We start from the raw sequence: 24,066 nt of genomic DNA, 5'->3' as shown, positions 1-24,066 counted from the left end.
CCATAGCGTTCCGTGACGGAACTGTTACTCCGCCCTCTCGACCTATTTATCCCATTTGATAGGATTATCCGTCTGAGGGCCTCAACAGCGAGGTCCGCATGCAAAGGAGCAAATCAGATGCGAACGAAGCCCCTCGCCGCCATCGGCGCGATCGCGGTCGGCGCGGTCGTCCTCTCGGGATGCGGTGCGTCCGGCGACGCAGAGACGTCCGACAGCGGCGACCGCACCATCACCGTCGCGTATCAGATGACGTCCGCGTTCCACCAGCTCGACGATCTCTTCCAGAAGGTCAAGCCGGAGTTCGAGGCCGCGAATCCCGGTGTGACGGTCAAGCTCCAGCCGATCGAATCCGAAGACGAGTACTTCACGAAGCTGGCCCTGATGAACGGCTCGCCCGACACCGCACCCGACGTGATCTATGAAGACACCTTCCAGCTGCGCTCCGACGCCGCGGCCGGCTACCTGCTGCCGATCGACGACTACCTCGATGACTGGGACGACTGGGACCAGTTCTACGACGCGGCCAAGGAGGCAGGACTCGGGGGAGACGGCAGCACCTACGGCGTCTCGATGGGCACCGACACCCGCGCGATCTACTACAACAAGGAGATCTTCGCGGCCGCGGGACTCCCCACCGACTGGCAGCCGGAGTCGTGGCAGGACATCCTCGACGCCGCTGAAGCCGTCAAGGCCTACGACGCCGACCTGATCCCGCTGAACATCTACGGCAGCAAGAGTGCGGGTGAGCAGACGTCGATGCAGGGCCTCGAGATGCTCCTCTACGGCACCGAGTCCACTCTCTACGACGCCGACTCCGACAAGTGGGCGGTGGGCTCCCAGGGTCTCACCGACGCCTTCGGCTTCTACGACACTCTCTACAAGAACGATCTCGCGACCCCGCTCGATCTCGCCCTCGACTCGACCATCGGCAGCCGTGTCTCCACCGAGCTGCTCCCCGAGGGCAAGCTCGCCATGGCCATCGACGGATCGTGGCTCCCCGGCGGCTGGATCAGCGGCGACGGTGCCTGGGACGGCTGGGCCGACACGATCGGTCTCGCGAAGATGCCGACGCAGGACGGCGGCAAGCCCGGCTTCACCTCGATGTCCGGGGGCTGGACCCTCGCGGTCGGATCCCAGACCAAGCACCCGCAGACGTCGTTCGACTTCATCGCGATGGCGCTGAACCAGGAGAACTCGCTCAAGTACGACACCGAGAACAGTCAGATCGCCGTCCGTGAGGACGTCGCGACCGACGACGCGTACCTCGCGTACAACCCGACCTTCGCGTTCTTCTCCGACCTCGTGCAGTACACGCACTTCCGTCCGACCACGCCGGACTACTCGCAGATCACCAGCGCTCTCCAGCAGGCCACCGAATCGGTGATCACCGGAGAAGCGACCCCGGAGGATGCCGCGAAGACCTACGACGACGCGCTCACCCAGATCGTCGGCCCGGACAAGGTCGAGTAGGACTCCCGCAGTGACCTCTGCAACCGCAACGCGCAGCCCGGCCCCGGTGCACCCCGGGGCCGGGCGGCGCGCCCCGCTCCGCGACCTGCTGCGCTCCGTCCCGCTGCTGCCCGCCGTGGTGCTGCTGGTCGTGTTCCTGCTCGGGCCGATCCTCTACGCCATCTGGGGATCGCTGACCAACCGCGCCCTCACCGGCTACCGGGCGGCGAAGCCCGAGTTCGTCGGATTCGACAACTACATCTCGCTGTTCACCGACCCGAACTTCTGGACGGCGCTGGTTCTCACGGTCGTCTTCGTGCTGTTCTCCGCGATCATCGGTCAGAACGTGCTGGGACTCGGTGTCGCCGCGCTCATGCGCATCGGCTCGAAGTCGGTCAACAGCGTCGTCGGCGCGCTCGTCGTCGTGGCCTGGGTGATGCCCGAGATCGTCGCCGCTTTCGCCCTGTACGCCTACTTCTCGAAGGACGGCACGCTCAACGCGCTGCTGGAGGGCATCGGCATCCCCGCGGTGAGCTGGCTCATCGAGTACCCGATGTTCGCCGTCATCCTCGCCAACGTCTGGCGGGGCACGGCCTTCTCGATGCTCGTCTACGGAGCCGCCCTCAACGAGGTGCCGCCGGAGGTGATGGAGGCCGCGCAGATCGACGGCGCGAACGCCGCCCAGCGCTTCTTCCTCATCACCATCCCGATGATCCGCCGCTCGATCTCGACGAACCTCATGCTCACCACCCTGCAGACGCTCGGCACGTTCGGGCTCATCTGGGTGATGACCAAGGGAGGGCCGGGCGTCTCGAGTTCCACCCTCCCCGTCCTCGCCTATCAGGAGGCCTTCCAGTACTCCCAGATCGGCTACGGCACGGCGATCGCCGCGGTGACGCTCGTGCTCGGTGCGATCTTCGCGATCTTCTACATCCGCATCCTCAAGCCGGAGGTCGACTGATGACTGCCACCGAAGCACTCGTCCGCCCCACCGTCCGGCGCGGCCCGCGCATCTCGGTCGCGTCGCCCGCGAAGCGCCGCTCCACGGGGCTCGCCAACGCCGTCCTGATCGTGATCGGGGTCGTGTTCCTCGTGCCCATCGCGTGGATCGCGTTCTCGGCGGTGTCTCCGTCGGCCACGGTGTCGATCTCGGTGCCGGAGAGCCTCACGCTCGACAACTTCGTCGCGGTGTTCGACTGGTCGATGACGCTGCTGCCGCTGTGGAACTCGGCGCTGATCTCGTTCGGCACGGCCCTCATCACCGTCGTCGTCGGCGTGCTCGCCGCATATCCGCTGTCGCGGCACAACTCCCGTTTCCAGCGCGGCTTCATGTACTCGGTGCTGTTCGGCTCCTGCCTGCCGATCACGGCGATGATGGTGCCGGTCTACGCGCTCTTCGTGCAGCTGAAGATGCTCGATTCGCAGGTCAGCGTGATCCTGTTCATGGCCGCCACCTCGCTGCCCATGGCGATCTGGATGCTGAAGAACTTCATGGACTCGGTGCCGGTCTCCCTCGAAGAGGCCGCATGGGTCGACGGCGCCTCCGCCATGCGGGCGCTGTGGACCATCGTCCTGCCGCTCATGCGTCCCGGCATCAGCGTCGTCTTCATCTTCGTGTTCACGCAGGCATGGGGGAACTTCTTCGTCCCGTTCGTCCTGCTGTTCAGCTCGGAGAAGATGCCGGCGGCCGTCGCGATCTTCACCTTCTTCGGCAATCACGGCGCGGTCGCCTACGGGCAGCTCGCCGCATTCGCCACGTTGTACTCCGTGCCGATCCTCGTCCTGTACCTGCTCGTGCAGCGTCTCTCCGGCAGCAGCTTCGCGCTGGCCGGCGGCGTCAAGGGCTGATCCCCGCCTCCTCGCACCCCCCGATCCAGAAAGCACCACTCATGCACGACCGCACCGCGCTCATCGAGATGCGCATCGACCGATTCATCCGCGAGCGTCTGCGCCCGGCCCGTCACCGGCTGAGCCACCCGCTCGAGGTTCGCGCCTGGGAGGCCCCGGGCGAGCCGGTGCCCTTCTCCGAGGCCGTGCAGGCCGAGTACGCGCCCACCGCGGTCGGAGCGGCGTGGGGACGCCCCTGGGGCACGACATGGTTCCGGGTGAGCGGGCAGGTGCCGGCCGAGTGGCGCACGGCATCCGGCGATCTCCCCGAGGGCACCAGGGCCGAACTGCTCGTGGACCTCGGCTTCACGGCCGGACAGAGCGGCTTCCAGGCCGAGGCCCTCGTGTGGGGTCTCGACGGCAGTCCGATCAAAGGCATCTCGCCGTTCAACAACGCGGTCGCCGCCGCGGTGCAGCCCGACGGCCGCATCGACGTGCTGCTCGAGGCGGCATCCAACCCCGACGTGGGCAGCATCTTCACGTTCGACCCGACCGCTCTCGGCGATCCCGACACCGCCGGCGTCGATCCGATCTACGTGCTCCGGGTCGTGGACGTGGCCCTGCGCGACCTGACCGTCGAGTCGCTGCTCGACGACACCGTGATCCTGCGGGGGCTCCTCGGCGAGCTCGATGCCTCGTCGCCGCGACGGGCCGAGATCGTGCAGGCGCTGGATCGCATGATCGACCTCGTCGACCCGCACGATGTCGCCGGCACGGCGGCGGAGGGCCGGGAGGCTCTGCGCGGGGTGCTGGCGAGTCCCGCCCATGCCAGCGCGCATGTGCTGCACGCCGTCGGGCACGCGCACATCGACTCGGCATGGCTGTGGCCCGTGCGCGAGACGGCACGCAAGGTGTCGCGGACCTTCTCGAACGTGCTCGCGCTGATGGACGAGAACCCCGACGTCGTCTTCGCCAGTTCGTCGGCGCAGCAGTTCGCCTGGATCAAGGAGCGCTACCCCGAGATCTGGGAGCGTCTGGTCGAGCGCGTGCGCGAGGGCCGCTTCGTTCCGGTCGGCGGCATGTGGGTCGAGTCGGACACGAACATGGTCGGCTCCGAGGCCCTCGCCCGCCAGCTCGTCGAGGGCAAGGGATTCTTCCTCCGGGAGTTCGGGATCGACACCCCTGAGGTCTGGCTGCCCGACTCCTTCGGCTACAGCGGCGCCCTTCCGCAGATCATCAAGGCCTCGGGATCGAAGTGGTTCCTGACGCAGAAGATCTCGTGGAATGAGACGAATCGGATGCCGCATCACACCTTCCTCTGGGAGGGCCTCGACGGCACACGCGTGTTCACGCACTTCCCCCCGGTGGACAAGTACAACTCGGATGCCTCGCAGGCCGATCTCGCGCACGCGCAGCGGAACTTCCAGGACAAGGGCAGAGCCCGAGTGTCACTGCTGCCGTACGGGTACGGCGACGGCGGAGGCGGACCCACCCGGGAGATGGCCGCGCAGGTCGAGCGCGCGGGGTCGCTGGAAGGGTCCCCGGTCGCCCGGCATTCCACGCCGCGGGCGTTCTTCGAGCAGGCCGAGTCCGAATACCCGTCGCCCGAGGTGTGGAGCGGCGAGCTGTATCTCGAGTTCCACCGCGGCACGTACACGAGTCAGCTGCGCACCAAGCAGGGCAACCGTCGCAGCGAGCACCTGCTCCGCGAGGCCGAGCTCTGGGCGGCGACGGCGTCGGTCCGCACCGGTCGCCCCTACCCGGCCGAGCAGCTCACCCGCCTGTGGCAGCTCGTGCTCCTCCAGCAGTTCCACGACATCCTGCCCGGCACGTCGATAGCCTGGGTGCATCAGGATGCCGAGCGCAACTATGCGGCGATCGCCGTCGAGCTCGAGCAGATCATCGCCGAGGCCCTGCGCGCACTGGTCGGCGAGGGCACGCGCAGCCTCGTCGCCAACGCGGCGCCGCACGGGTACGCCTCGGTCGGAGCGCTGGCGATCGGCGAGGCGGATGCGGTCGTGCCGGTCGTACCGATCGCGGCGGACGGCGGGTTCGTGCTCGACAACGGGCTCGTGCGAGCGACGGTCGACTCCCGCGGTGTGCTGACCTCGATCATCGACCTGACGAGCGGGCGCGAGGTCGTGCCGGCTGGTCAGAGCGCCGGCGTCTTCCAGCTGCACCGGGACACCCCGACGCAGTGGGACGCGTGGGACATCGACGAGCACTACCGCCGCAACGTCACCGATCTCCTCGACGTGGACGGCATCGAGATCGTCGACGGCGCCGTGGTGATCTCGCGCTCATTCGGTGCATCGACGCTGGTGCACAGCATCCGTCTCGATGAGGGATCGCGCACGCTGAAGCTGGCTGTCGACGTCGACTGGCGCGAGCAGCAGAAGCTGCTCAAGCTCAGTGTCCCCGTCGATGTGCACACCGATCATGCCGCCTCGGAGATCCAGTTCGGGCACATCGTGCGTCCGACCCACACCAACACCTCGTGGGACGCTGCGCGCTTCGAGACCGTGGCGCATCGATGGGTCAGAGTGGGCGAGAGCGACTTCGGCGTCGCGGTCACCAACGACTCCACCTACGGCCACGACATCACCCGGCATCCGCGTGAGAGCGGCGGCACGTACTCGACCGTGCGGCTCTCGCTCGTGAGGGCGGCGCTGTTCCCCGACCCGCAGCAGGATCAGGGCCGGCACCATCTGGAGGTCGGCATCGTCGTCGGCGGCGAGCTCGTCGATGCGGTCGCCGAGGGGTACCGCACGAACCTCGCGGAGCGCCGCCTCGTCGGCGCCGACGACGTGCACCCCCTCGTCGCGATCGATCACCCGGGCGTGGTCGTCGAGGCGGTCAAACTCGCCCAGGACGGCAGCGGCGACGTCATCGTGCGACTGTACGAGGCTCTCGGGCGTCGCGCCGATGCCACGGTCGCCGTGGGATTCCCGAGCGGTGACGCCGGCGAGGTCGACCTGCTCGAGCGTGAGATCGAGCCGGCCGCGCTGGCGGGTCAGGATGCCGACGGCATCCGTCTGTCGCTCCGACCGTTCCAGCTCGTGACGCTGCGGCTGCCGCGAGGCTGAGGGGAGGACGGGACGCCCCCACCACGGGGGAGGCGGCAGAAAGGGCGCCCCATCCGATGCCGCCATCTGGACGGCACCCCAGCTGCCGCGACAGGCGCGACAGAGCTGTATCGCAAGAGTGACACCGGAGCGCCCGCCGCGCAAGGGCTATCGCGCACGGCGGGCGCTCCGGATCACCTCAGCCGAGCGTCACGGGGTGGGCATGCCGCCGTTCACGTTCAGGGTCTCGCCGATCACGTAGCTGGATTCGGCCGACGCCAGGAACACGTAGGCGGGAGCCAGCTCCGCGGGCTGCCCCATGCGTCCGAGCGGGGTCTCCTCGCCGAACTGCTCGATCTTCTCCTGCGGCTGACCGTCGCTCGGCTGCAATGGCGTCCAGATCGGACCGGGAGCGACCGCGTTCACGCGGATCCCCTTCGGCGCGAGCTGGTCGGCGAGGCCCTTCGTGAAGGCGTTGATCGTCGCCTTGGTCGAGGCGTAGTCGACGAGGATGCCCGACGGCGAGTACGCCTGGATCGAGGTGGTGTTGATGATCGACGCACCGGCCGGCAGGTGCGGGAGCGCCGCCTTGGTGATCCAGAACATCGCGTAGACGTTCGTCTTGAAGGTGTCGTCGAACTGCTCGTCGGTGATGTCGACGAGCGACTCCTGATAGACCTGCTTCCCGCCGTTGTTCACCAGGATGTCGAGGCCGCCGAGAGCCCCCACCGTCTCCGCCACGAGAGTGCGGCAGTACTCCGGGTCGCGGAGGTCGCCGGGGAACGTGGCCACGGTGGCGCCGGCCTCGCGGAGGATGCCGGCGATGCGTGCCGCATCCTCCTCCTCTTCCGGCAGGTACGAGAGTGCGACGTCGGCACCCTCTCGCGCGAAGGCGATGGCGGTGGCCGCACCGATGCCGGAGTCGCCGCCGGTGATGAGAGCCTTGCGGCCGGTCAGGCGGCCGCTGCCACGGTAGCTGTCCTCGCCGAGGTCGGCCTTCGGGGCGAGGTCGGCGTCGAGCCCGGGCTCGGGCATGTGCTGCTTCTCGGGCTCGATGTCGGAGTAGAGCTCTGCGGGGTTGACGAAGGTGTACTGGTCACGAGACATGGTGTGTCCTCTCCTTGTTTTCGTTCGGTCTGGGGTCTGGGGCGCGGTCATCGGAGCCGGATCACCATCCGGCTCAGCGATCGCCGAGCTCGTCGGCGGGCACGACCTCGCGGATCGTCATCGCCGCGGTCAGGAAGGCCAGGTGACTGAGCGCCTGCGGGGTGTTGCCCCACGCGGCCCCGTCGTCGGCATCGATCATCTCGGCGTAGATGCCGACGTCGTTGGCGTGCTCGATCAGCGTCTCCATGAGCGCGAGGGCCTCGTCGTGTCGCCCGACGCAGGCGAGCGCCTCGACCCGCCAGAACGCGCAGGCGACGAAGGTCTTCTCCTCGTCGGCGACGCCGCTGTAGCGGTACATCAGCGCTCCGGCGCCCAGCTCGGCGCTGAGGGCGTCGATCGTCGACGCCATGCGCTCGCCGCGGTCGAATCCGCTGGGCGCGTGCAGCAGCACCGAGGCGTCGAGCTGATCGGAGCCCGCGAAGAAGACGTACGCGCCGCGGCTCTCCGACCAGCAGTGCGCATCGATCCAGGCGCGGATGCGGTCGCGCTCCGCCCGCCAGCGCTCGGCGCTGCCCGGGATCGCCCCGGACTCGGCGAGGGCGATCGCATCTTCCAGAGCTTTCCAGCACCCCATCTTCGACGACGTGTAGTGGCGCTCCTCGGGGAGCTCCCACATGCCCGAATCCGGGTTGCGCCAGACATCGCAGGTGCGATCGGCGATGCTCGCGAGCAGCCGTGAGGTCTCGACGTCGAGGACGTTTCCGGCATCGACATACGTTCGGCAGATGGCCACCAGGTCGCCGTAGACCCCGAGTTGCAGCTGGGATCCGGCGGGGTTGCCCGTGACGACGGGACCGATGCCGCGCCATCCCGAGACGTCGTACTCGTGCGGCTCGGGAACCCGAGAGCCGTCGAGTGCGTACATGACATGCAGGTCGGATCCGTGCTCACGGATCGTGCGCAGCAGCCACGACAATGCGGCGTGCGTCTCCTCTCGCAGCCCGAAGCGCACCAGGGCGTGCGCGGTGTACGCGAGGTCGCGCACCCACGCGAAGCGGTAGTCCCAGTTCTTGCCGCCGCGGGGGTTCTCGGGAAGAGACGTCGTCGCGGCTGCGGCGATGGCGCCGGAGGGACTGTGGATCAGGAGCTTGAGCGCGAGAGCGTTGCGCTGCACATGCGAGCGCCACGGCCCGTCGTACGAGAACACCGACGACCAGTGCTGCCAGTGCTGCACCGTGCGGTCGATGCCGAGATCGACGTTGTGCGCGTCGGGGATGTGCAGCGGCTCCCCGTGCGTCGCCGCCAGTGCGATCAGGTGCCGGGATCCCTGCGAGGTCGTGAACGACCCCTCCTGCTCGGGGCCGACGGACGATTCCGAGGCCGCGGCGATCGGGCCGTGCGCGAAGCCGACCACGACCAGGGCGGTCGCGCCGCTGCGGATGATGTCGGCATGCTCGGTCCGTTCCACCCACGGCGCGGCGGTCTGCAGGGAGGATCCGGGCTGCACGCGCCAGTGCATCGCGACCTCGCCCTCGACGCCGTCGATGCGCCGGGCGAGCTCGGCCCAGGGCAGTCGTCCGGCGACGCCCGAGACGAGGGCGTCGGTGACGCGCACCGTGCCGGCGTCGGTGAGAAACGTCGTCTCGAGCACGTTCGTCTCCGGCACGTAGCGCCGCTCGGTGCGGAACTTCCCGGTGGGCTGCAGCTCCACGCATCCGCCGGTCTGCTCATCGAGCAGGCGCGCGAACACGGGAAGATCGGTCAGCCCCGGAAGCGGCAGCCAGTCGATGCGCCCGTCGAGACCGATCAGCGCGACCGTTCTGCCGTCGCCGATCGGCGCGTACGACGCGAGGGGACGAGCGGAGGGGGGCATGCGTCCATGGTGCGCCCGAGGGGGAAATACCGCCTACCGCCTTGCGCGTCCTGCATCCGCTCGCTATACGAGCACCGCGGCGGGGTCAGGGGCGGACGCGCACCGTGCGGCCCTCGAAGGTGACGAGGTCGCCGTCGTGCAGCTGGCGTCCGCGGCGGCGATCGACCTCGTCGTTCACCCGCACGTAGCCGTCGATGATGACCTCTTTGGCGTCGCCGCCGGAGTCGAGGAGCCCCGAGAACTTGAGGAACTGCCCGAGGCGGATCATGTCGCCGCCGATGGAGACATCGTCGATTCGGCCGGAATTCGTCATGTCTGAATGCTAATCGCCCGACACGGTGCGAGCCGCCGTCCGGATCGGACGGCGGCTCGGGAACGACCCCGGCGGATCAGTCGTCGATGTCGGTGCCGACGACGGCGAAGTCGGCGCTGAAGTCGATGTCGACCGACTGTCGATCGCCCGTGAGCACCGACACGTCATATGGACTCACGTCGTCGTTGTCGGCGTCGAGATCGGTGATCAGGCCGTCGGCCTCGGCCAGTGCCGCGTCGACGAGGGCGCGGATCGTCGCCTCATCGAGTGTGCGGGTCGGCGCGGAATCGTCGTCGTCCTGCTCGGAGGAGACGACGGTCGTCGCGAGATCGGCGGTCACGCGGACCTCGCTCTCGCTGCCGTCCGCCGCGGTCAGCTGCACCTCCCAGGCGCCGTCGCGCTTCGCGTCGATCGAGGTGACCTCGCCGTCGGCGGCGCCGCGTGCGGCATCCGCGATCGCGACGATCTCGTCGGCCGAATCGGTGCCGATCTCACCCGCGGGTCCGCCCGAGCCGGGTGCCGCGTCGGCGGGACCGTCTTCGGCGTCGTCGCGGTCGTCTCCGGGGCGTCCGCCGCGGTCGTCGGCTCCGCGGTCGTCGCCGCGGTCGTCGGCGCCGCGGGGGCCATCGGATATCGAGGGGCGGTCGTCGTCGCCGAACTCGTCGCCGACGGCTGCGCCCAGGGCCACTCCGCCACCCACGAGCACGACGGCCGCGGCGATCCCGCCGCCGATGAGCAGCGCACGCGTGCGGCGGGGCTTCGCCGGAGCGGATGCGGGGGTCTCGGCGGCGGGATCGGCGGTGAGAGGCGCGACCGGTACGGTCTCGGCATCCGCGGCCGGGGGTGCGGGGGGAGCCGGGGGAGCCGGGGGCGTGTTCGCGGGGAGGTTCTCGGGCGTCTGGTCGGGTGTCGGGTTCTTGTCGTTCATGAGTCGATCGTCCCGCGCAGGTGCTGAAGCCACACTGAAGCCCCCTGAAGGCCTCTTCAGGAACGGGCGCTCGTGGTCGGGGCTGGTGCCGGCGTGGTGACCGGGGGAGGTGCCGTGTGCAGTGCCGGTGCCGTGTGCAGGATCACGGCACGGATGCAGGAGGGAACGACGGGTCTGGTCCTGCATCCGTGCTTCGGTCCTGCAGATGGCCCGGGGGAGAGAACCAGGGGGAAGAGAACGGGGGAGAGAAAGGGGGGAGAGATCCCGGGAACGGGTCAGCCCCGCACGGCACTCGCCACGTCGTCGAAGGATGCCGGCACGAACCCGCCGTGCGCCTGCTCGCCGTGCACCAGCTCACCCGACCCGGTCTCGGCGCTGCCGAGCACACCCCACGGGTCGACGATCCTCACGTCGTGACCGTCGAGGTGCAGCCGACGGACGCCCTCGAGCAGCATCCGCTTCGCGATGTCGTTGGCGCGCTGCACGCGGTCGAGGTCGATGACCACCGGGTCGTCGCCGGCCTGCTCCTCGGCGAAGCCCCGCAGCACCCGCTCGGCCTCCATGAAGTGCAGGTCGCCCGCGATCTCGTGCACCGCGATCCCGTCGTGCTCCACGCGACGCGACACCGACCGCGCCCGCTCGGTCGAGGTCATCAGATGCAGGCCCAGATCGTGGTTCATGCGCTCGAACATCCGCACCCCACGCGTGCTGTTGCCGTGCTCGTCGAGCCGGGGCGAGAACACCGCGATGCCGACCTGACCGGGCAGCACGCCCATCAGACCCCCGGCGACGCCGCTCTTGGCGGGGATGCCGACCGAGGTGAGCCAGTCGCCGGCCGAGTCGTACATGCCGCAGGTGGTCATGACGCTCAGCACCTGCCGGTTCACGACGGGGTCGATCAGCTGCTCGCCCTCCGGCGACAGCCCGCCGGCGGCGAGCACCGAACCCATGCGGGCGAGATCGCGCACCGAGACCGACACCGAGCACTGGCGCGTGTACCCGCGCACGATGTCGGCCGGGTCGGCGTCGAGCACGCCCACGGTGCGAAGCATGTACGCGAGCGCCATGTTGCGGTCTGCGGTCGACAGCTCGGACTCGAACACGTCCTCCGCGATCGAGAGCTCGCGGCCCGCGAGGCGGCTGTACAGGTCGAGGATGCGCTCGGCGCGACCATCGGCGTCCGTGCCGTCGACCAGGGCGTGGGCGGCGATCGCTCCCGCATTGATCATCGGATTGCGAGGGCGACCGCTCCCGGGCTCCAGCGAGATCTCGTTGAACGCGTCGCCGGACGGCTCGACGTCGATCCGTTCGAGCACGGCATCGAGACCACGATCCGCGATCGCGAGAGCGTAGGTGAACGGCTTCGAGATCGACTGGATCGTGAACTCGACGTCGGCATCCCCCGCGACGTAGACCTCGCCGTCGAGCGTGGCGACCGCGATGGCCAGGCGATCCGGGTCGGCATCCGCGAGCTCCGGGATGTACGAGGCGACCTCGCCGGCATCCTCCCCGCAGGAGTCGAGCAGCAGCTGGAGGTAGTCGATCATCGGGGTCTGCATGTGCTCCATGCTCCCACGGGCGTTCAGTCGGAGAGAGGGAGGGCGACGACGAATCGCGCCCCGTCCCAGCGTGACGCGTCGACGGAGACGGTGCCGCCGCCGGCCGCCGCGATGCCCCGGACGATCGCCAACCCGAGTCCGCTCCCGCCCGCATCGCGGCTGCGCGCCTCATCGAGCCGCACGAAGCGCTCGAAGATGCGCTCCCGCTCGGGTTCGGGCACGCCGGCGCCGTCATCCTCGATCGTCACGAACACCCACGAGCCCTGCGGGATCACGCTGATCGCGACGCGTCCGGCGCTGTGCCTCGCCGCGTTGTCCGCGAGGTTGCGCAGCAGCTGGCCGAGCAGCCGTGGGTCGCCGACGACGCGCGCGGCGGCGATGCCTGTCCCGTCGACGTCGACCCCGCGCGAGCGCAGTCGGCGCACCTCTCCGAGCGCCACATCGTCGAGATCGACCGCCTCGTCGTGAGTGCCCGCTCCCTCATCGAGGCGGGCGAGCAGCAGTAGCGACTCGACGATCCCCTGCAGGCGCAGCCCTTCGTCGGAGACGACCTCGGCCAGCTCGTCGATGCTGGTGGTGGCGGGGTGCGCCTGGGCGAGCTCGGCGTGCTGGCGGATCGTGGCCAGGGGTGACCGCAGTTCGTGGGAGGCATCCGACACGAAGCGGCGCTGAGCGGTGGCCGAGGCGTCGAGCCGATCGAGCATGCGGTTCATGGTCGTCGCGAGCGCAGCGATCTCGTCGGACGACGGGGGCACCTCGACCCGTCGGTGCAGGTGCTCTGCGGTGATGCCGTCGACCTCCCGTCGGATCCTCGTCACGGGTCTCAGCGCACGGCCGACGACCAGCCAGGTCGTGACGGCGACGAGCACGAGCAGCAACGGCACGGCCACGGCCAGCAGAACAGCCACGGTCGACAGGGTCTCGACGGAATCCTCGATCGGCACGGCGAGCACGAGGGTCTCGTCGCCGTGCAGATCATCCGAGACGATCAGCATCGGCGTGCGGTCGATCGTGCGCGTGCTCGCCCCGTCGACGATCGGCAGGGCGGTGGACCCCAGGTCGTCGAGGGCGTATTCGCTCGCCGCGCGCACCGACCCGTCCGGCGCGATGATCTGCACGATCTCGTCTTCGAGGGTGTCGATCCCGCGGCCGCCGGGCCCGTCCAGTCGCTCCGTCAGCTCATCGAGGCGCTGTTCGGCCGCACGTTCGGCACTCGCATGGATGCTGGAGCTCAGGATGCCGTAGAACGAGAACGCACCGATCAGCAGGGCGACCGCGACGACGAGGGTGGCGCCGAGAGTGGTCCGCGCCCGCACCGATCGCCACGCGCGGCTAGCCACCGTCGGCCGCCAGTCGGTATCCGGCCCCGCGGATCGTCTCGATCGCCTCGCGGCCGAACGGCTTGTCGAGCTTGCGGCGCAGATGCCCGACATAGACCTCGACGATGTTCGGGTCGCCGTCGAAGTCGTCGTCCCAGACGCCCTCGATCAGCGCTCGCTTCGAGAGCACCTGACCGCGATGGCGCATCAGGTACTCCAGCACTGCGAACTCGCGGGCGGTCAGGGTGAGGGGAGTCTCGCCGCGCCAGACGTGGTGAGACGAGGGATCGAGTCTCAGGTCGCCGGCTTCGAGGACCGCGGGGCGCGCGACCGCGCCGCGGCGCACCAGGGCGCGGATGCGGGCGACGAGGATCGCGAACGAGAACGGCTTCGTCACGTAGTCGTCGGCTCCGGTCTCGAGCGCCTCGACCTGATCCCACTCGCCGTCCTTCGCGGTGAGCATGAGCACGGGCGTCCAGTTCTCCTCGGCGCGCAGCGCCTCGCACACCTTCCAGCCGCTCATGCCGGGCATCATCAGGTCGAGGACGATCGCGTCATAGCGTGTCTCGCGCGCCCGCCAGAGCCCGTCGACCCCGTTGTGGGCGACGTCGACCGCGAAGCCCTCGGCCTCGAGTCCTCGGCGCACGGCGTCGGCCAGACGCGCCTCGTCGTCCACCACCAGGATCCGCATGATCCCAGTGTGGCGGGCGCACGCTGAATCCGCGCTGAAGCGGGGCGGTCGAGGTGTGGTCGGCGGCGGCGTGGAGGAGAACGGAGGGAGGTTGGCAGCGTGGATCGCCTGTGGTTTCATGAGGGGATGACCAGGATCCGGGGGGACAGGTCGAGAGGCACGCGTCTGCTTCTCGTCATCGCGACGACCATGCTGCTCGCGGGGTGCGCGACAGCGACCACCGGACTGTCGACGGCATCGCCGACGGCATCCCCGAGTCCCACCCCCACCGCGGCGTGCCCCCAGGTCGAAGGCGTCGAGCTGCCCGCGGACTGCGCGCCGTACGACCCCGAGAATGCGATGGCGCAGAACGACCGCTACCGCGACCGCGTGGATCTGACGGAGGCGAGCCGAACGGCGGCCGAGCGGCCGGCGACCGACATCCGCACGGCCCTCGAGGCCCTGCGCGCCTCGGGCGACCTGTCGGTCGACGCCGTGGAGGACGCGATCTCGGATGCCGGGCTGAGCGACATCCAGATCATCGGCGACGACCGCGCCGTCGCGTTCGGGGTCGCCGCACCCGAGGGCGGATGCATCTTCGGAGAGGTGTCGGCCGATGTGCTCACCGTCGAGGTCGGCGGCATCATCATGGACGGCGGCTGCCTGCCGGCGGTCGGTCACTGACCGGCGCGAGCACTCCCGCGAACACTCCTCTGGGAGGAAAACTCTGTCTCGGGAGGACCCGATCCCGCGGATTCTCCTCCCGACAGGCAGTTCTCCTCCCACGGCTTCGTCGACCGGCACCGACCGGCGTCACCGACGCCGACAGGCAGCATGGAGATCACACGTCGGTGCGGAACCCCGACGCCTTGTGCGTGCCGTCGCAGAACGGCTTGATCGTCGACAGGCCGCACCGGCAGAGCGCGACGGTGCGTCGGCTGACAGGGATCGGCTCTCCGTCGGAGTTCTCGATCACGGCCGCCCCTCTGACCAGCAGCGGCCCGTCGGGATACGCGGTGATCGTCACGGACTCCTCCGGCCCGATCATCGCGACGACCGCTCCCGCAGCGAGGACTCGCCGCGTGTCCACGACTCGAGCATGTGCCCGGCCGCCCAGCCGTCGACGGTGAGACAGGCCGCGGCGCCGAACATGATGTCCTCGAGCAGCTCGGGGCGGTCCTCGGCCAGAGCACCCGCGAGGTCACGTGCGGCGATCTGCTCGTGCACGGCATCCGCCTCGACATGCTCGTCGAAGTACTCGGTCACGTCCGCGGTGAAGCCGAGCCGGCGCAGACCGTCGCCGTACATGCGGTTGGGGATCGACGAAGTGATCTCGAACGCCGCGAGATGTCCGACGATCGCGCCGACGAGTCGTCGGTTGATGCCGAACATCGACATCATGTTGAGCGATGCGAGCGTGATCGCCGGAACGTCGTCGACGTACCCGCCGTAGGTGTCGTCGAGGCCGGCGCCCCGCATCGCGCGAGCGAAGATCGTCGCATGCACGCGGTCGGGGCGTCCTCCGCCGTACTCGTCGGACTGGATCTCGACGAGCGCGGCCTTCGCCCGACCGCGCAGACGCGGGATCGCCCAGGAGTGCGGGTCCGCCTCCCGCAGTGTGTAGATCGAGCGCTGCATGAAGAACTCGCGCATCTGCTCCTCGGTCGCCTTCTTCGCGACGTAGCGCGACAGGCTCGGGCCGGTGTCCGCCTCGGCGAGGGCGAACAGCGCGCGGCCGACCGCGTCGACGGTCGGTTCGGGCAGCTCAGGAGCCGGAACCGTGGCTCGCAGCGCCCGCTCGAACGCGTGCTCGACGAGCCCTCGGGTGGCGACCAGCGCCGGATCCCACTCCAGAGCAGGGTCGAGCTCGGGCAGCGAGCCGTACGACGAGGCGTAGAGCACGAAGAGGGCGAGCTGCACGTCGTCGTCGCGCAGGATGTCGTCGCTCGCGGCGAGGGCGACCTCTGCCCGCGCGCCGAGGTCGTCGACGTCGGTTCCGGTCAGTCGGCGGATGACGGCGTCGCTCAACGGGCCGCGGGCGGCGCAGCCATGGAGGGCGGACGGAACGAGGGTCGGTGCAGACATGCTCGCAGTCTCGCCCGCGGCCGATCGCCCGAGAAGGGACTTGACGGCGGCGCATCGGATGCGGAAGGGCGGATGCCGCAGCATCCGCCCCACCCCTCTCGTCGCGTCAGGCGTGCACCGGGTAGTGGCTGCTGATCGCGATGCGGTTCCAGCTGTTGATCACGACGACGAGCCAGGTCACGGCTGCGATCTGCTTCTCGGTCAGCACGCCGTCGATCGCGACTCCCCGGTCGGCGAGGCGACCCGGATCGCCGATGATCGTGACGTTCTCGGCGATCTGCAGCGCCGCCTGCTCTTCGGGGCTGAAGTACTGCGATTCCCACCAGCCCGCGAGCACCGCGAGGCGGTCGGCCGTCTCCCCGGCCTCGACGGCGTCGGCGCAGTGCATTCTGAGGCAGAACGCGCAGCCGTTGAGCTGCGAGGCGCGAACCTTGACCAGCTCCACGAGCAGCGGCGAGAGCCCGGCATCCGCTCCCGCCTCTGCGGCCTTTGCGGCGAACTCGAGCATCGCCTGGTACGGGGCTGCGTAGATCTTGCCGATGTTCACGTGCGACACGTCGTCTCCTTCACTGGGGAGGCGCCCGATGCGCCTCACCGGTACTGACGACGCAGCATCCGGATCTGTGACGTCAGTCCTGCCGCCTAGGCTGGAAGCATGAACAAGAACTCGCTGTGGACCGTCATCGGAGTCGTCCTCGCCGTGGTGATCGCCTGGTGGATCGTCAGCGCGCTGTTCTCGATCCTGTGGTTCATCGCCAAGCTCGCGATCGTGCTCGTCGTCGCGGGCGTGGTGTTCCTCGTCCTGCGCGGACTCTTCAGCTCGAAGGCCGAGTGACCTCTCGCACGACCAGTTGATCAGGCGACCGGAGTCTTCGCCCCCACCCGGTATCGCGCGGCGCGATGCGTGTCCTGCACCCGGTCGCCCTTGCCCTGCAGCTTGTGACGCAGCGTGCCCGGCGTGTACTCGTTCGGGTAGACGCCGCGCTCGCGCAGCACCGGGATGACGTGCTCGATCACGTCCTGCCAGGTGCCGGGAGTGACCGCATAGGCGAGGTTGAAGCCGTCGATGTCGGTCTCCTCGACCCACGACTGCAGTTCGTCGGCGATCTCGACGCCCGAGCCCACGACGGTCGGGCCGAGGCCGCCGATCGCGTTGTGGCGGCCGAAGTCGCCGACGGTCCATTCGCGACCGAGGTCGGCCTCCTCTTTCAGGTGCTGCAGGACCGACCGGATGGCGTTCGACTCGACGTTCCCGACCGGCTCGTCCTCGGCGTACTGCGACAGGTCGACGCCCATCCAGCCCGACATGAACGTCAGCGCGCCCTCGGGGCTCGCGTACGAGAGGTACTCGGCGTGCTTCGCCGCGGCATCCGCGCTCGTCGCCCCGGTGATCACCGTGAGCAGCGTGTAGATCTTGGCGTCGTAGCGGTCGCGACCGGCATCCTCGAGCGCGTCGCGGATGCGCTTCACGGTGCCCGCGAGCACCTCCTTCGAGGGCGCGGCGACGAAGATCGCCTCGGCGTTCTCCGACGCGAACTTCACCCCGCGGGGACTGGCACCGGCCTGGTAGATCACCGGAGTGCGCTGCGGCGACGGCTCGGAGATGTGGATGCCGGGAACGCTGAAGTGCTTTCCCTCGTGGCCGATCGGATGCACCTTCGCCGGGTCGGTGAAGATGCCGCGTTCGCGGTCCTCGACCACGGCGTCGTCTTCCCACGACCCCTCCCACAGCTTGTAGAGCACCTCGACGTACTCGTCGGCGTGGTCGTAGCGGTCGTCGTGGGCGAGCTGGTCGGTCTGGCCCATGTTGCGCGCCGCGCTGGGCAGGTACCCGGTGACGACGTTCCAGCCGACCCGGCCGTTCGTGAGGTGATCGAGCGTGCTCAGGCGGCGCGCGAACGGGTAGGGGTGTTCGAACGCGGTGCCCGCGGTGATGCCGAATCCGAGATGCTCGGTGACGGCGGCCATGGCGCTCACGAGCAGGATCGGATCGTTCACGGGCACCTGGGCGCCGTTGCGGATCGCCGCCTCGTTCGTGCCGCCATAGACGTCGTAGGTGCCCAGGACGTCGGCGATGAAGATGCCGTCGAAGGTCGCGCTCTCGAGCAGCTTCGCCAGATCCGTCCAGTACGAGAGGGTGTTGTACTGGCGGGAGCGGTCATCGGGATGCCGCCACAGGCCGGACGACTGGTGGGCGACGCAGTTCATGTCGAAGGCGTTGAAGCGGATCTGACGGGTCATGGCGTCTAGCAAACCCGCCGATCGGCCGCCCGGCCAGCCGCGCGACACGTGCCGACACATTCGGGGGAGTCCCCGGCGGATCGCTCGATGCGAATCGGGGCCTGGTCAGTCCCGGTCCGGGCCGATCGTCTTCACCGTCGAGGTGATCGGGCGGGGATCGGGCATGATCGTCTCGACCTGAGGTTTCGCATTCGCCTGCGCGCGGCACCAGACGACGAAGCCGACCGCGGTGAAGACGCCGTAGAAGACGTACATGAAGCCGGTCGCGTAGAAGCCGGAACTGAACAGCAGCGGCACGCCGACCACATCGACGGCTATCCAGATGAGCCAGAACTCCGTCCAACCTTTGGCCATGCCGTACGTGGCGAGCAGGGATCCGACGAACGTCCAGGCGTCCGCCCAGACTGGCTCCCACGATCCGAGCGCGCGGAAGAGCGGAGTGAGCGCGATCGTGCCGATCACCATGACCAGCACGAGGCCGATCCGGGCGCTGTTCGGAGCCCAGCGGGGCGTCACGCGCCCGCCGTCCGATGCGGCCTGGCGCCAGCGCACCCACCCGTAGACCGCGACGACGATGAACATCACCTGGCGACCGGCCTGCCCGAGCAGGTGGGGCAGCTCGTGGTCGGGATTCAGGATGGATCCGAGGAACACGGTGAGCAGCAGCAGGTTGCCCACGATCCCCACCGGCCACGCCCAGATCTTGCGCTGCATGCCGCCGAGGGCGCTCGCGAGGCCGAACACGTTGCCCACCACCTCGCGGATCAGCAGCACCTGGCCGCCGGGCAGCACCCACTGCGAGTTGAAGGCGTCGGCCAGCCAGAGCAGGGCGTTCACGAGAGCTCGTCCGGGAAGGGACGGTCGTCGAGCACGAGCTGCAGCAGGGTGAGATCGAGCCAGCGATCGAACTTGGCGCCGACTTGCGGCATCCGCCCGACCTGCAGGAAGTCGAGGCGCTTGTGCATGATGACCGAGCCGGTGTTGCCGCTCTCGACCGCCGCGACCATCACGTGCACGCCGAGCCTGCGCGCACGGTCGATCAGCTCGACCATCAGCGCTCTGCCGATGCCGCGCCCGCGCTCGCCGTCGCGGACATAGACCGAGTGCTCGACCGTGTGCCGGAAGCCGTGGTGCGGACGGAAGTCGCCGAAGGTGGCGTAGCCCAGCACTCCGGTGCCGTCTCCCGTGTCGTCGACCGCGACGAGCACCGGATATCCCCGTGCGGTGCGCTCGGCCATCCATGCCGTGCGGTCGGCGAGGTCGACGGCGTCATCGTTCCAGATGGCGGTCGTGCGCAGCACCGCATCGTTGTAGATCGCGAGGATCGCCTCGAGGTCGGCGGTCTCGGCATCCCGGATCTGGTGGTCGCTCATCGGTCTCCTGCATCTGCACGGGGGTGCGCACGGGACGACGCTAGCAGGAGGCCGTGTGGCGGGCCGTGCGTGCCGGGTGGCGGGGCCGTGCGCGCCGGGTGGTGGGGCCGGCATGCACCGTCCGCAGGACCGGCATGCACCGTCTGCAGGGCCGGCGCACGTCTGCAGGACCGAAGCTCGTCGACCATCCTGCATCCGTGCATCGATCCTGCAGACGGGCCGTGCGAGGACGAGCGGATCAGAGGGCGGGCCGCCAGTGGGTCAGTTTGGCGGGGTTGAGGACGATCCACAGCTGGGTGATCACGCCGTGTTCGACGTGGAGGTTCATGACCGAGTGCACGGCGCCCTCGTTGCGGAACACCAGGCCGATCCCGTCGCCGAACCGCTGTTCCTCCACCGTCAGACGGGGGCTCTTGGCTGCGATCCCGAGCAGGAAGCGGGCGACGTGGTCGGCTCCGCTCACGACGTTGCGCGCGGCGCTGACGACACCGCCGCCGTCGCTGCGGAGCTCGACGTCGGGGGCGAGGAATCGCAGAAGCGCGCCGATCTCGCCGGTTCGCGTGGCGTTCTGGAACGCGCGGACGACCCGATCGTGCTCATCGCGAGGAACCGCGACCGCCCGGCTCTCGCGCACGTGGCGACGAGCGGATGCCGCGAGCTGCCGCACGGCCGCGGAGGATCTGCCGACCGCCTCGGCGATCTCGTCGAACGGCACGGCGAAGACGTCGTGCATCACGAACGCCACGCGTTCGGCGGGTGTCATCGCCTCGAGCACCACGAGCAGTGCGGTCGAGACGTCGTCGTCGAGGGTGATGCGGTCGAGGGGATCCGGGGGCGACGCCGTGTGCGCCCCGATCGCCCCGGCGAACACATCGGTCGGAACGGGCTCCGGCAGCCAGGGCCCGACGTACTGCTCGCGTCGACGACGTGCCGACCCGAGGAGGTCGAGCGCGACGCGGCCGGCGACGGTCGTCAGCCAGCCCGCCGGGTTCGCGATGCCCTCGCGCTCGACATCGGTGAGCCGATACCACCGCAGGTACGTCTCCTGCACGATGTCCTCGGCATCCGCCAGCGTCCCCGTCATCCGGTAGCCGAGTGCGAGCAGACGGCGGCGTTCGCGGAAGACGTCGTCGAGATCGTCGTCCATGGGTGTCTCCTCCGGTGCGGCATCCGCCGTGTTCTCGTCCTGTGTCGCGCTCGTGGGTCGTGCTCGTGCTCGCGGGGGCTCTTGCCGCGCGTTTTCTGTCGGTGCTTTCCTGTCGCGGGTGCCTTCGCAGGATATGACGACGCAGGGTGCGCACGTGTGAGGCCTCACATTCTTGACGGCCGTCCCGTCATCACAGCGGGAGGGTGCGCGGTGGGCGCACGCACCGCGCGAAGGCGTGTTCCCGGAGCAGAGAGGAAGTCGGATGAGGATCGCCGTGGCAGGAGGAACGGGTGTCGTGGGTCGGCATGCCGTCGCGCAGGCGCGGGCCGCGGGGCATGAGGTCGTCGTGCTCTCGCGCGCGGGCGGCGTCGACGTGGGCCGTGTCGACGTGGGCCGTGTCGACGTGGGCCGTGTCGACGTGGGCCGTGTCGACGTGGGCCGTGTCGACGTGGGCCGTGTCGACGTGATCACGGGCGCGGGTCTCGTCGCGGCGCTGCAGGGCGCGGATGCCGTGATCGACGCCACGAACACGACCACCCTCTCGGCGACGAAGGCGATCGCCTTCTTCGAGACGGCGAGCCGCACTCTGCTCGCTGCGGAGGAGGTGGCGGGTGTCGGGCATCACGTCACGCTGTCGATCGTGGGGATCGACGGGATCGATTCGTCCTACTACGCGGGCAAGCTCGCACAGGAGCGGGCGGTGGCGAGGGGACCGGTGCCTTTCACGATCGCGAGAGCGGCGCAGTTCCACGAGTTCGCCGGGCAGATGCTCCAGCGGATGCGCGGGCCGGTGGCACTTCTGCCGAGGCTGCTCATGCGGCCGGTGGCCGCTCGGGAGGTCGGCGCGCATCTGGTGCGGGTCGCAGAGGGTGCGCCGGCCGGTCGGGCGAGCGACCTGGTCGGTCCGCGCGATGAGATCCTGCTCGACGTCGCCCGACGGCAGCTCGCGTATGACGGTCTGCGCCGGCGCGTGGTGGGGGCGCGCCTGCCCGGCGCATACGGCACGGGGCTCGCGTCGGGGGCGCTGCGCGGCGGCGCCGATGCCCGGCAGGGGCGCATCAGATTCGACGAGTGGCTGCGCAGTGAGGATCACGTGCGCGGCGAGTGAGGCCGCAGCGCGCTGTGGTGGGACGCGTGTGCGCCCGGTGTGGAGGCGGCGTCGCACAGTGTGGAGGCGCCGTCGCACAGTGTGGAGGCGGCGTCGCGCAGTGTGCGGGCGCCGCGATTGCGCGGCGAGTGAGGCCGCAGCGCATGCCGGCATTCCGACCATAGTTTAGAACATATGTACTAAACTGAGACCATGACCACGACCCGTCTGACGCCGCTTCTCGAGGCCATCGAGCGCCTCGGCGATGCGTGGGCCGATGCGGAGAGAAGCACCGATCTCTCGCGGTCCGAACTGCTCGACGCGCATCGCGCGGTCGGCGAGGTGCAGCGCTGTCTCGACGGGCTCCACGCCGAACTCGCGGCGACGATCGCGCACGAATCACGGCCGGAACTCGGCCCCGACGGGTTGGCCAAGGAGCAGGGATTCCGCAACGCCGGAGCACTGATCGCGACCACGACGGGCGGTTCGCCGGGCGATGCTAAGCGCCTCATCACGGTGGGTCAGGCCGCCGCACCGCGCAGCAACCTGCTGGGTGAGGCCCTGCCCGCGAAGTACCCCGCCCTGGCGGCAGCGCTCGCCGCGGGTGAGATCTCCGTGGCAGCCGCCGCGGTCATCGTCGCACTGCTCGACCGGCTTCGCCTCCGGGTGGGGGCGGCGCGGGTCGACGAGGCCGAGGGGCTGCTCGTCGCTCGCGCCGCGGGGATGACGCTCGACGACGTGCGCACGCTCGTCGCCCGCACCGAAGCCTGGCTCGACCCCGATGGGGTGGCTCCCAAAGAACAGCAGTCGCGTGATCGTCGCTCCCTCACCATGTTCGAGCGCGACGGCTCCTTCCACCTGAACCTGCAGACCGACATCGCGTCGAGCGCGCCCATCAGGGCAGCGATCCAGGCCTACGTGTCCGCGACGTTCCAGGCGCGGATCACGGCACCCGAGCCCGGCGCGGCCGACGCCGATCACCGCACCGTGGTGATGATCCAGGCCGACGCCATCACCGCCCTGTGCGAGCATGCGATCGCCTGTGACAACGGCGGGATGCCGGCGACCGGCGCGACAGTGGTGGTGCGCGTGAACCTCGACGACCTCACCTCGGGGCGGGGAGCCGCGACGATCGACGGCAGCGACCAGCCCGTGAGCATCAGCACCTGCCGACGGATGGCAGCGGGTGGCGGGATCATCCCGGTGGTGCTCGGCTCGGCCGGAGAGATCCTCGACTGGGGCCGCGAGAAGCGACTGTTCACGCGGGCGCAACGTCTCGCCCTCGTCGAGCGAGACGGTGGATGCGCGATGTGCGGCCTCCCGCCCCAGATGACCAAAGCGCATCACATCAGGTGGTGGCAGCGCGACACCGGGCCGACCGATCTGAACAACGGCGTACTGCTGTGTGAGTCGTGTCATCACCGCATCCACGACAACGGATGGGACATCAGCGTCGACGGTGTCGGTGTCGCCGCGCGGGTCTGGCTCATTCCTCCGCCGCACGTCGATCCGGCGCGGACTCCTCGCCTCGGAGGACGGGCTCGCTATGACGTCGCCGCGTGACGATACCCGTGAGCGCGGGCGGGCATTCGTCTGTCCCCCAATCGGCCTACAGACGAGGTGCCGACAACCCGCTACGGTTTGCCACGAGGCGCACGGGCATCTCGATCGACGGAGAAGAGAAATTATGAAAACGCATGCGCAGTGCCGGGCCCTGTGGCTCGCGCCACGGGTGCGGATCGCGCTCACGCTGCTGATCGGGGGGCTGCTCATCACCGGATGCACGCCGTTGATGTCTCCTCCGTCGCGTACTCCATCGCCCGTTCCGGCGGAAGAGACTGGGCCGTCCTCGGCCGCTCCTTCCGAGTCGATCCTCACTCCCGAGTCATGGGAGCTCGTGCCAGGCGAGACCGTTCTTCAGGCTCGAAGCGGATCCGAGCCGAGCGGAATCGACATTCCTATGGACGGAGCGGGCAAGACGTACGTCATGTACGCGATGTGCTCCTCAACGGAGGGGCTTTCT

The 24,066-nt window shown here is 69.3% G+C and carries 22 protein-coding genes; 8 read left to right on the top strand and 14 right to left on the bottom strand.

Annotated elements, in window-relative coordinates:
- The first annotated feature begins 117 nt into the window (after positions 1–117).
- The 4 genes from DXT68_RS16515 to DXT68_RS16500 are packed head-to-tail and all read left to right on the top strand — an operon-like array spanning position 118 to position 6,362.
- Positions 118–1,470, top strand: a complete 1,353-nt coding sequence (locus DXT68_RS16515) for an extracellular solute-binding protein (RefSeq protein ID WP_045253952.1) — start codon at positions 118–120, stop codon at positions 1,468–1,470.
- Between the two features lie 10 nt (positions 1,471–1,480).
- Complete coding sequence (locus tag DXT68_RS16510) at positions 1,481–2,410, top strand: carbohydrate ABC transporter permease (protein WP_373372450.1); 930 nt, start codon at positions 1,481–1,483, stop codon at positions 2,408–2,410.
- Positions 2,410–3,297: a carbohydrate ABC transporter permease gene (locus tag DXT68_RS16505; RefSeq protein ID WP_045253950.1), complete on the top strand. Its 888-nt coding sequence runs from the start codon at positions 2,410–2,412 to the stop codon at positions 3,295–3,297. The genes DXT68_RS16510 and DXT68_RS16505 overlap by 1 nt, the downstream gene beginning before the upstream one ends.
- 41 nt (positions 3,298–3,338) lie before the next feature.
- Positions 3,339–6,362 (top strand): alpha-mannosidase, encoded by a 3,024-nt coding sequence (locus DXT68_RS16500; protein WP_045253949.1) that lies wholly within the window; start codon positions 3,339–3,341, stop codon positions 6,360–6,362.
- Positions 6,363–6,551: 189 nt separating this feature from the next.
- Here the strand turns inward: DXT68_RS16500 and DXT68_RS16495 are convergent, their stop codons facing one another.
- The 7 genes from DXT68_RS16495 to DXT68_RS16465 all read right to left on the bottom strand — a co-directional run bounded on the left by DXT68_RS16495 (position 6,552) and on the right by DXT68_RS16465 (position 14,131).
- Complete coding sequence (locus DXT68_RS16495; RefSeq protein WP_045253948.1) at positions 6,552–7,448, bottom strand: SDR family oxidoreductase; 897 nt, start codon at positions 7,446–7,448, stop codon at positions 6,552–6,554.
- A gap of 73 nt (positions 7,449–7,521) precedes the next feature.
- Complete coding sequence (locus tag DXT68_RS16490; RefSeq protein ID WP_045253947.1) at positions 7,522–9,321, bottom strand: glycoside hydrolase family 15 protein; 1,800 nt, start codon at positions 9,319–9,321, stop codon at positions 7,522–7,524.
- Between the two features lie 85 nt (positions 9,322–9,406).
- A complete protein-coding gene (locus tag DXT68_RS16485) occupies positions 9,407–9,634 on the bottom strand; it encodes an RNA-binding S4 domain-containing protein (RefSeq protein WP_045253946.1) in 228 nt (75 codons plus the stop codon).
- A gap of 76 nt (positions 9,635–9,710) precedes the next feature.
- Complete coding sequence (locus DXT68_RS16480; protein WP_115760526.1) at positions 9,711–10,562, bottom strand: hypothetical protein; 852 nt, start codon at positions 10,560–10,562, stop codon at positions 9,711–9,713.
- Between the two features lie 275 nt (positions 10,563–10,837).
- The gene (locus DXT68_RS16475) at positions 10,838–12,121 is read right to left on the bottom strand and encodes a glutaminase (RefSeq protein ID WP_045254070.1); all 1,284 of its coding nucleotides are present in this window, start codon (positions 12,119–12,121) and stop codon (positions 10,838–10,840) included.
- A 23-nt stretch (positions 12,122–12,144) separates the two neighbouring features.
- Entirely contained in the window at positions 12,145–13,461 is a 1,317-nt protein-coding gene (locus DXT68_RS16470; RefSeq protein WP_045252834.1) for a sensor histidine kinase, read from the bottom strand.
- Entirely contained in the window at positions 13,454–14,131 is a 678-nt protein-coding gene (locus tag DXT68_RS16465) for a response regulator transcription factor (protein ID WP_045252833.1), read from the bottom strand. Before DXT68_RS16465 ends, DXT68_RS16470 begins: the two co-directional genes overlap by 8 nt.
- Before the next feature lie 126 nt (positions 14,132–14,257).
- On the opposite strand from DXT68_RS16465, the gene DXT68_RS16460 reads away from it, so the two are divergent.
- Positions 14,258–14,794, top strand: a complete 537-nt coding sequence (locus DXT68_RS16460) for a hypothetical protein (protein WP_045252832.1) — start codon at positions 14,258–14,260, stop codon at positions 14,792–14,794.
- A gap of 157 nt (positions 14,795–14,951) precedes the next feature.
- Here DXT68_RS16460 and DXT68_RS16455 read toward each other — a convergent pair whose 3' ends face one another.
- The 3 genes from DXT68_RS16455 to DXT68_RS16445 all read right to left on the bottom strand — a co-directional run bounded on the left by DXT68_RS16455 (position 14,952) and on the right by DXT68_RS16445 (position 16,751).
- The gene (locus DXT68_RS16455) at positions 14,952–15,158 is read right to left on the bottom strand and encodes a CDGSH iron-sulfur domain-containing protein (protein ID WP_045252843.1); all 207 of its coding nucleotides are present in this window, start codon (positions 15,156–15,158) and stop codon (positions 14,952–14,954) included.
- Entirely contained in the window at positions 15,155–16,195 is a 1,041-nt protein-coding gene (locus DXT68_RS16450) for an iron-containing redox enzyme family protein (protein WP_052677593.1), read from the bottom strand. The genes DXT68_RS16455 and DXT68_RS16450 overlap by 4 nt, the downstream gene beginning before the upstream one ends.
- Before the next feature lie 106 nt (positions 16,196–16,301).
- Positions 16,302–16,751, bottom strand: a complete 450-nt coding sequence (locus tag DXT68_RS16445; protein WP_045252831.1) for a carboxymuconolactone decarboxylase family protein — start codon at positions 16,749–16,751, stop codon at positions 16,302–16,304.
- Positions 16,752–16,850: 99 nt separating this feature from the next.
- Here DXT68_RS16445 and DXT68_RS16440 point away from each other — a divergent pair, with 99 nt between their 5' ends.
- Entirely contained in the window at positions 16,851–17,030 is a 180-nt protein-coding gene (locus DXT68_RS16440) for a hypothetical protein (protein WP_045252830.1), read from the top strand.
- Positions 17,031–17,050: 20 nt separating this feature from the next.
- Here DXT68_RS16440 and DXT68_RS16435 read toward each other — a convergent pair whose 3' ends face one another.
- The 4 genes from DXT68_RS16435 to sigJ all read right to left on the bottom strand — a co-directional run bounded on the left by DXT68_RS16435 (position 17,051) and on the right by sigJ (position 20,956).
- On the bottom strand, positions 17,051–18,436 hold the full coding sequence (locus tag DXT68_RS16435) for an LLM class flavin-dependent oxidoreductase (RefSeq protein WP_045252829.1): 1,386 nt from the start codon (positions 18,434–18,436) through the stop codon (positions 17,051–17,053).
- Between the two features lie 105 nt (positions 18,437–18,541).
- Positions 18,542–19,273: a nicotinamide riboside transporter PnuC gene (gene pnuC / locus DXT68_RS16430; RefSeq protein WP_174233223.1), complete on the bottom strand. Its 732-nt coding sequence runs from the start codon at positions 19,271–19,273 to the stop codon at positions 18,542–18,544.
- Entirely contained in the window at positions 19,270–19,809 is a 540-nt protein-coding gene (locus tag DXT68_RS16425) for a GNAT family N-acetyltransferase (RefSeq protein WP_045252828.1), read from the bottom strand. The genes pnuC and DXT68_RS16425 overlap by 4 nt, the downstream gene beginning before the upstream one ends.
- 238 nt (positions 19,810–20,047) lie before the next feature.
- Positions 20,048–20,956 (bottom strand): RNA polymerase sigma factor SigJ, encoded by a 909-nt coding sequence (gene sigJ, locus DXT68_RS16420; RefSeq protein WP_045252827.1) that lies wholly within the window; start codon positions 20,954–20,956, stop codon positions 20,048–20,050.
- Between the two features lie 262 nt (positions 20,957–21,218).
- On the opposite strand from sigJ, the gene DXT68_RS16415 reads away from it, so the two are divergent.
- Positions 21,219–22,064 (top strand): SDR family oxidoreductase, encoded by an 846-nt coding sequence (locus tag DXT68_RS16415; RefSeq protein WP_045252826.1) that lies wholly within the window; start codon positions 21,219–21,221, stop codon positions 22,062–22,064.
- Between the two features lie 192 nt (positions 22,065–22,256).
- Positions 22,257–23,606, top strand: coding sequence for an HNH endonuclease signature motif containing protein (locus DXT68_RS16410; protein WP_115760525.1), 1,350 nt, complete (start codon positions 22,257–22,259; stop codon positions 23,604–23,606).
- Positions 23,607–24,066: the final 460 nt, after the last annotated feature.

It is taken from the genome of Microbacterium foliorum, from assembly GCF_003367705.1.
Lineage (GTDB): Bacteria > Actinomycetota > Actinomycetes > Actinomycetales > Microbacteriaceae > Microbacterium > Microbacterium foliorum.
This window is presented reverse-complemented; position numbering and strand designations above follow the sequence as displayed.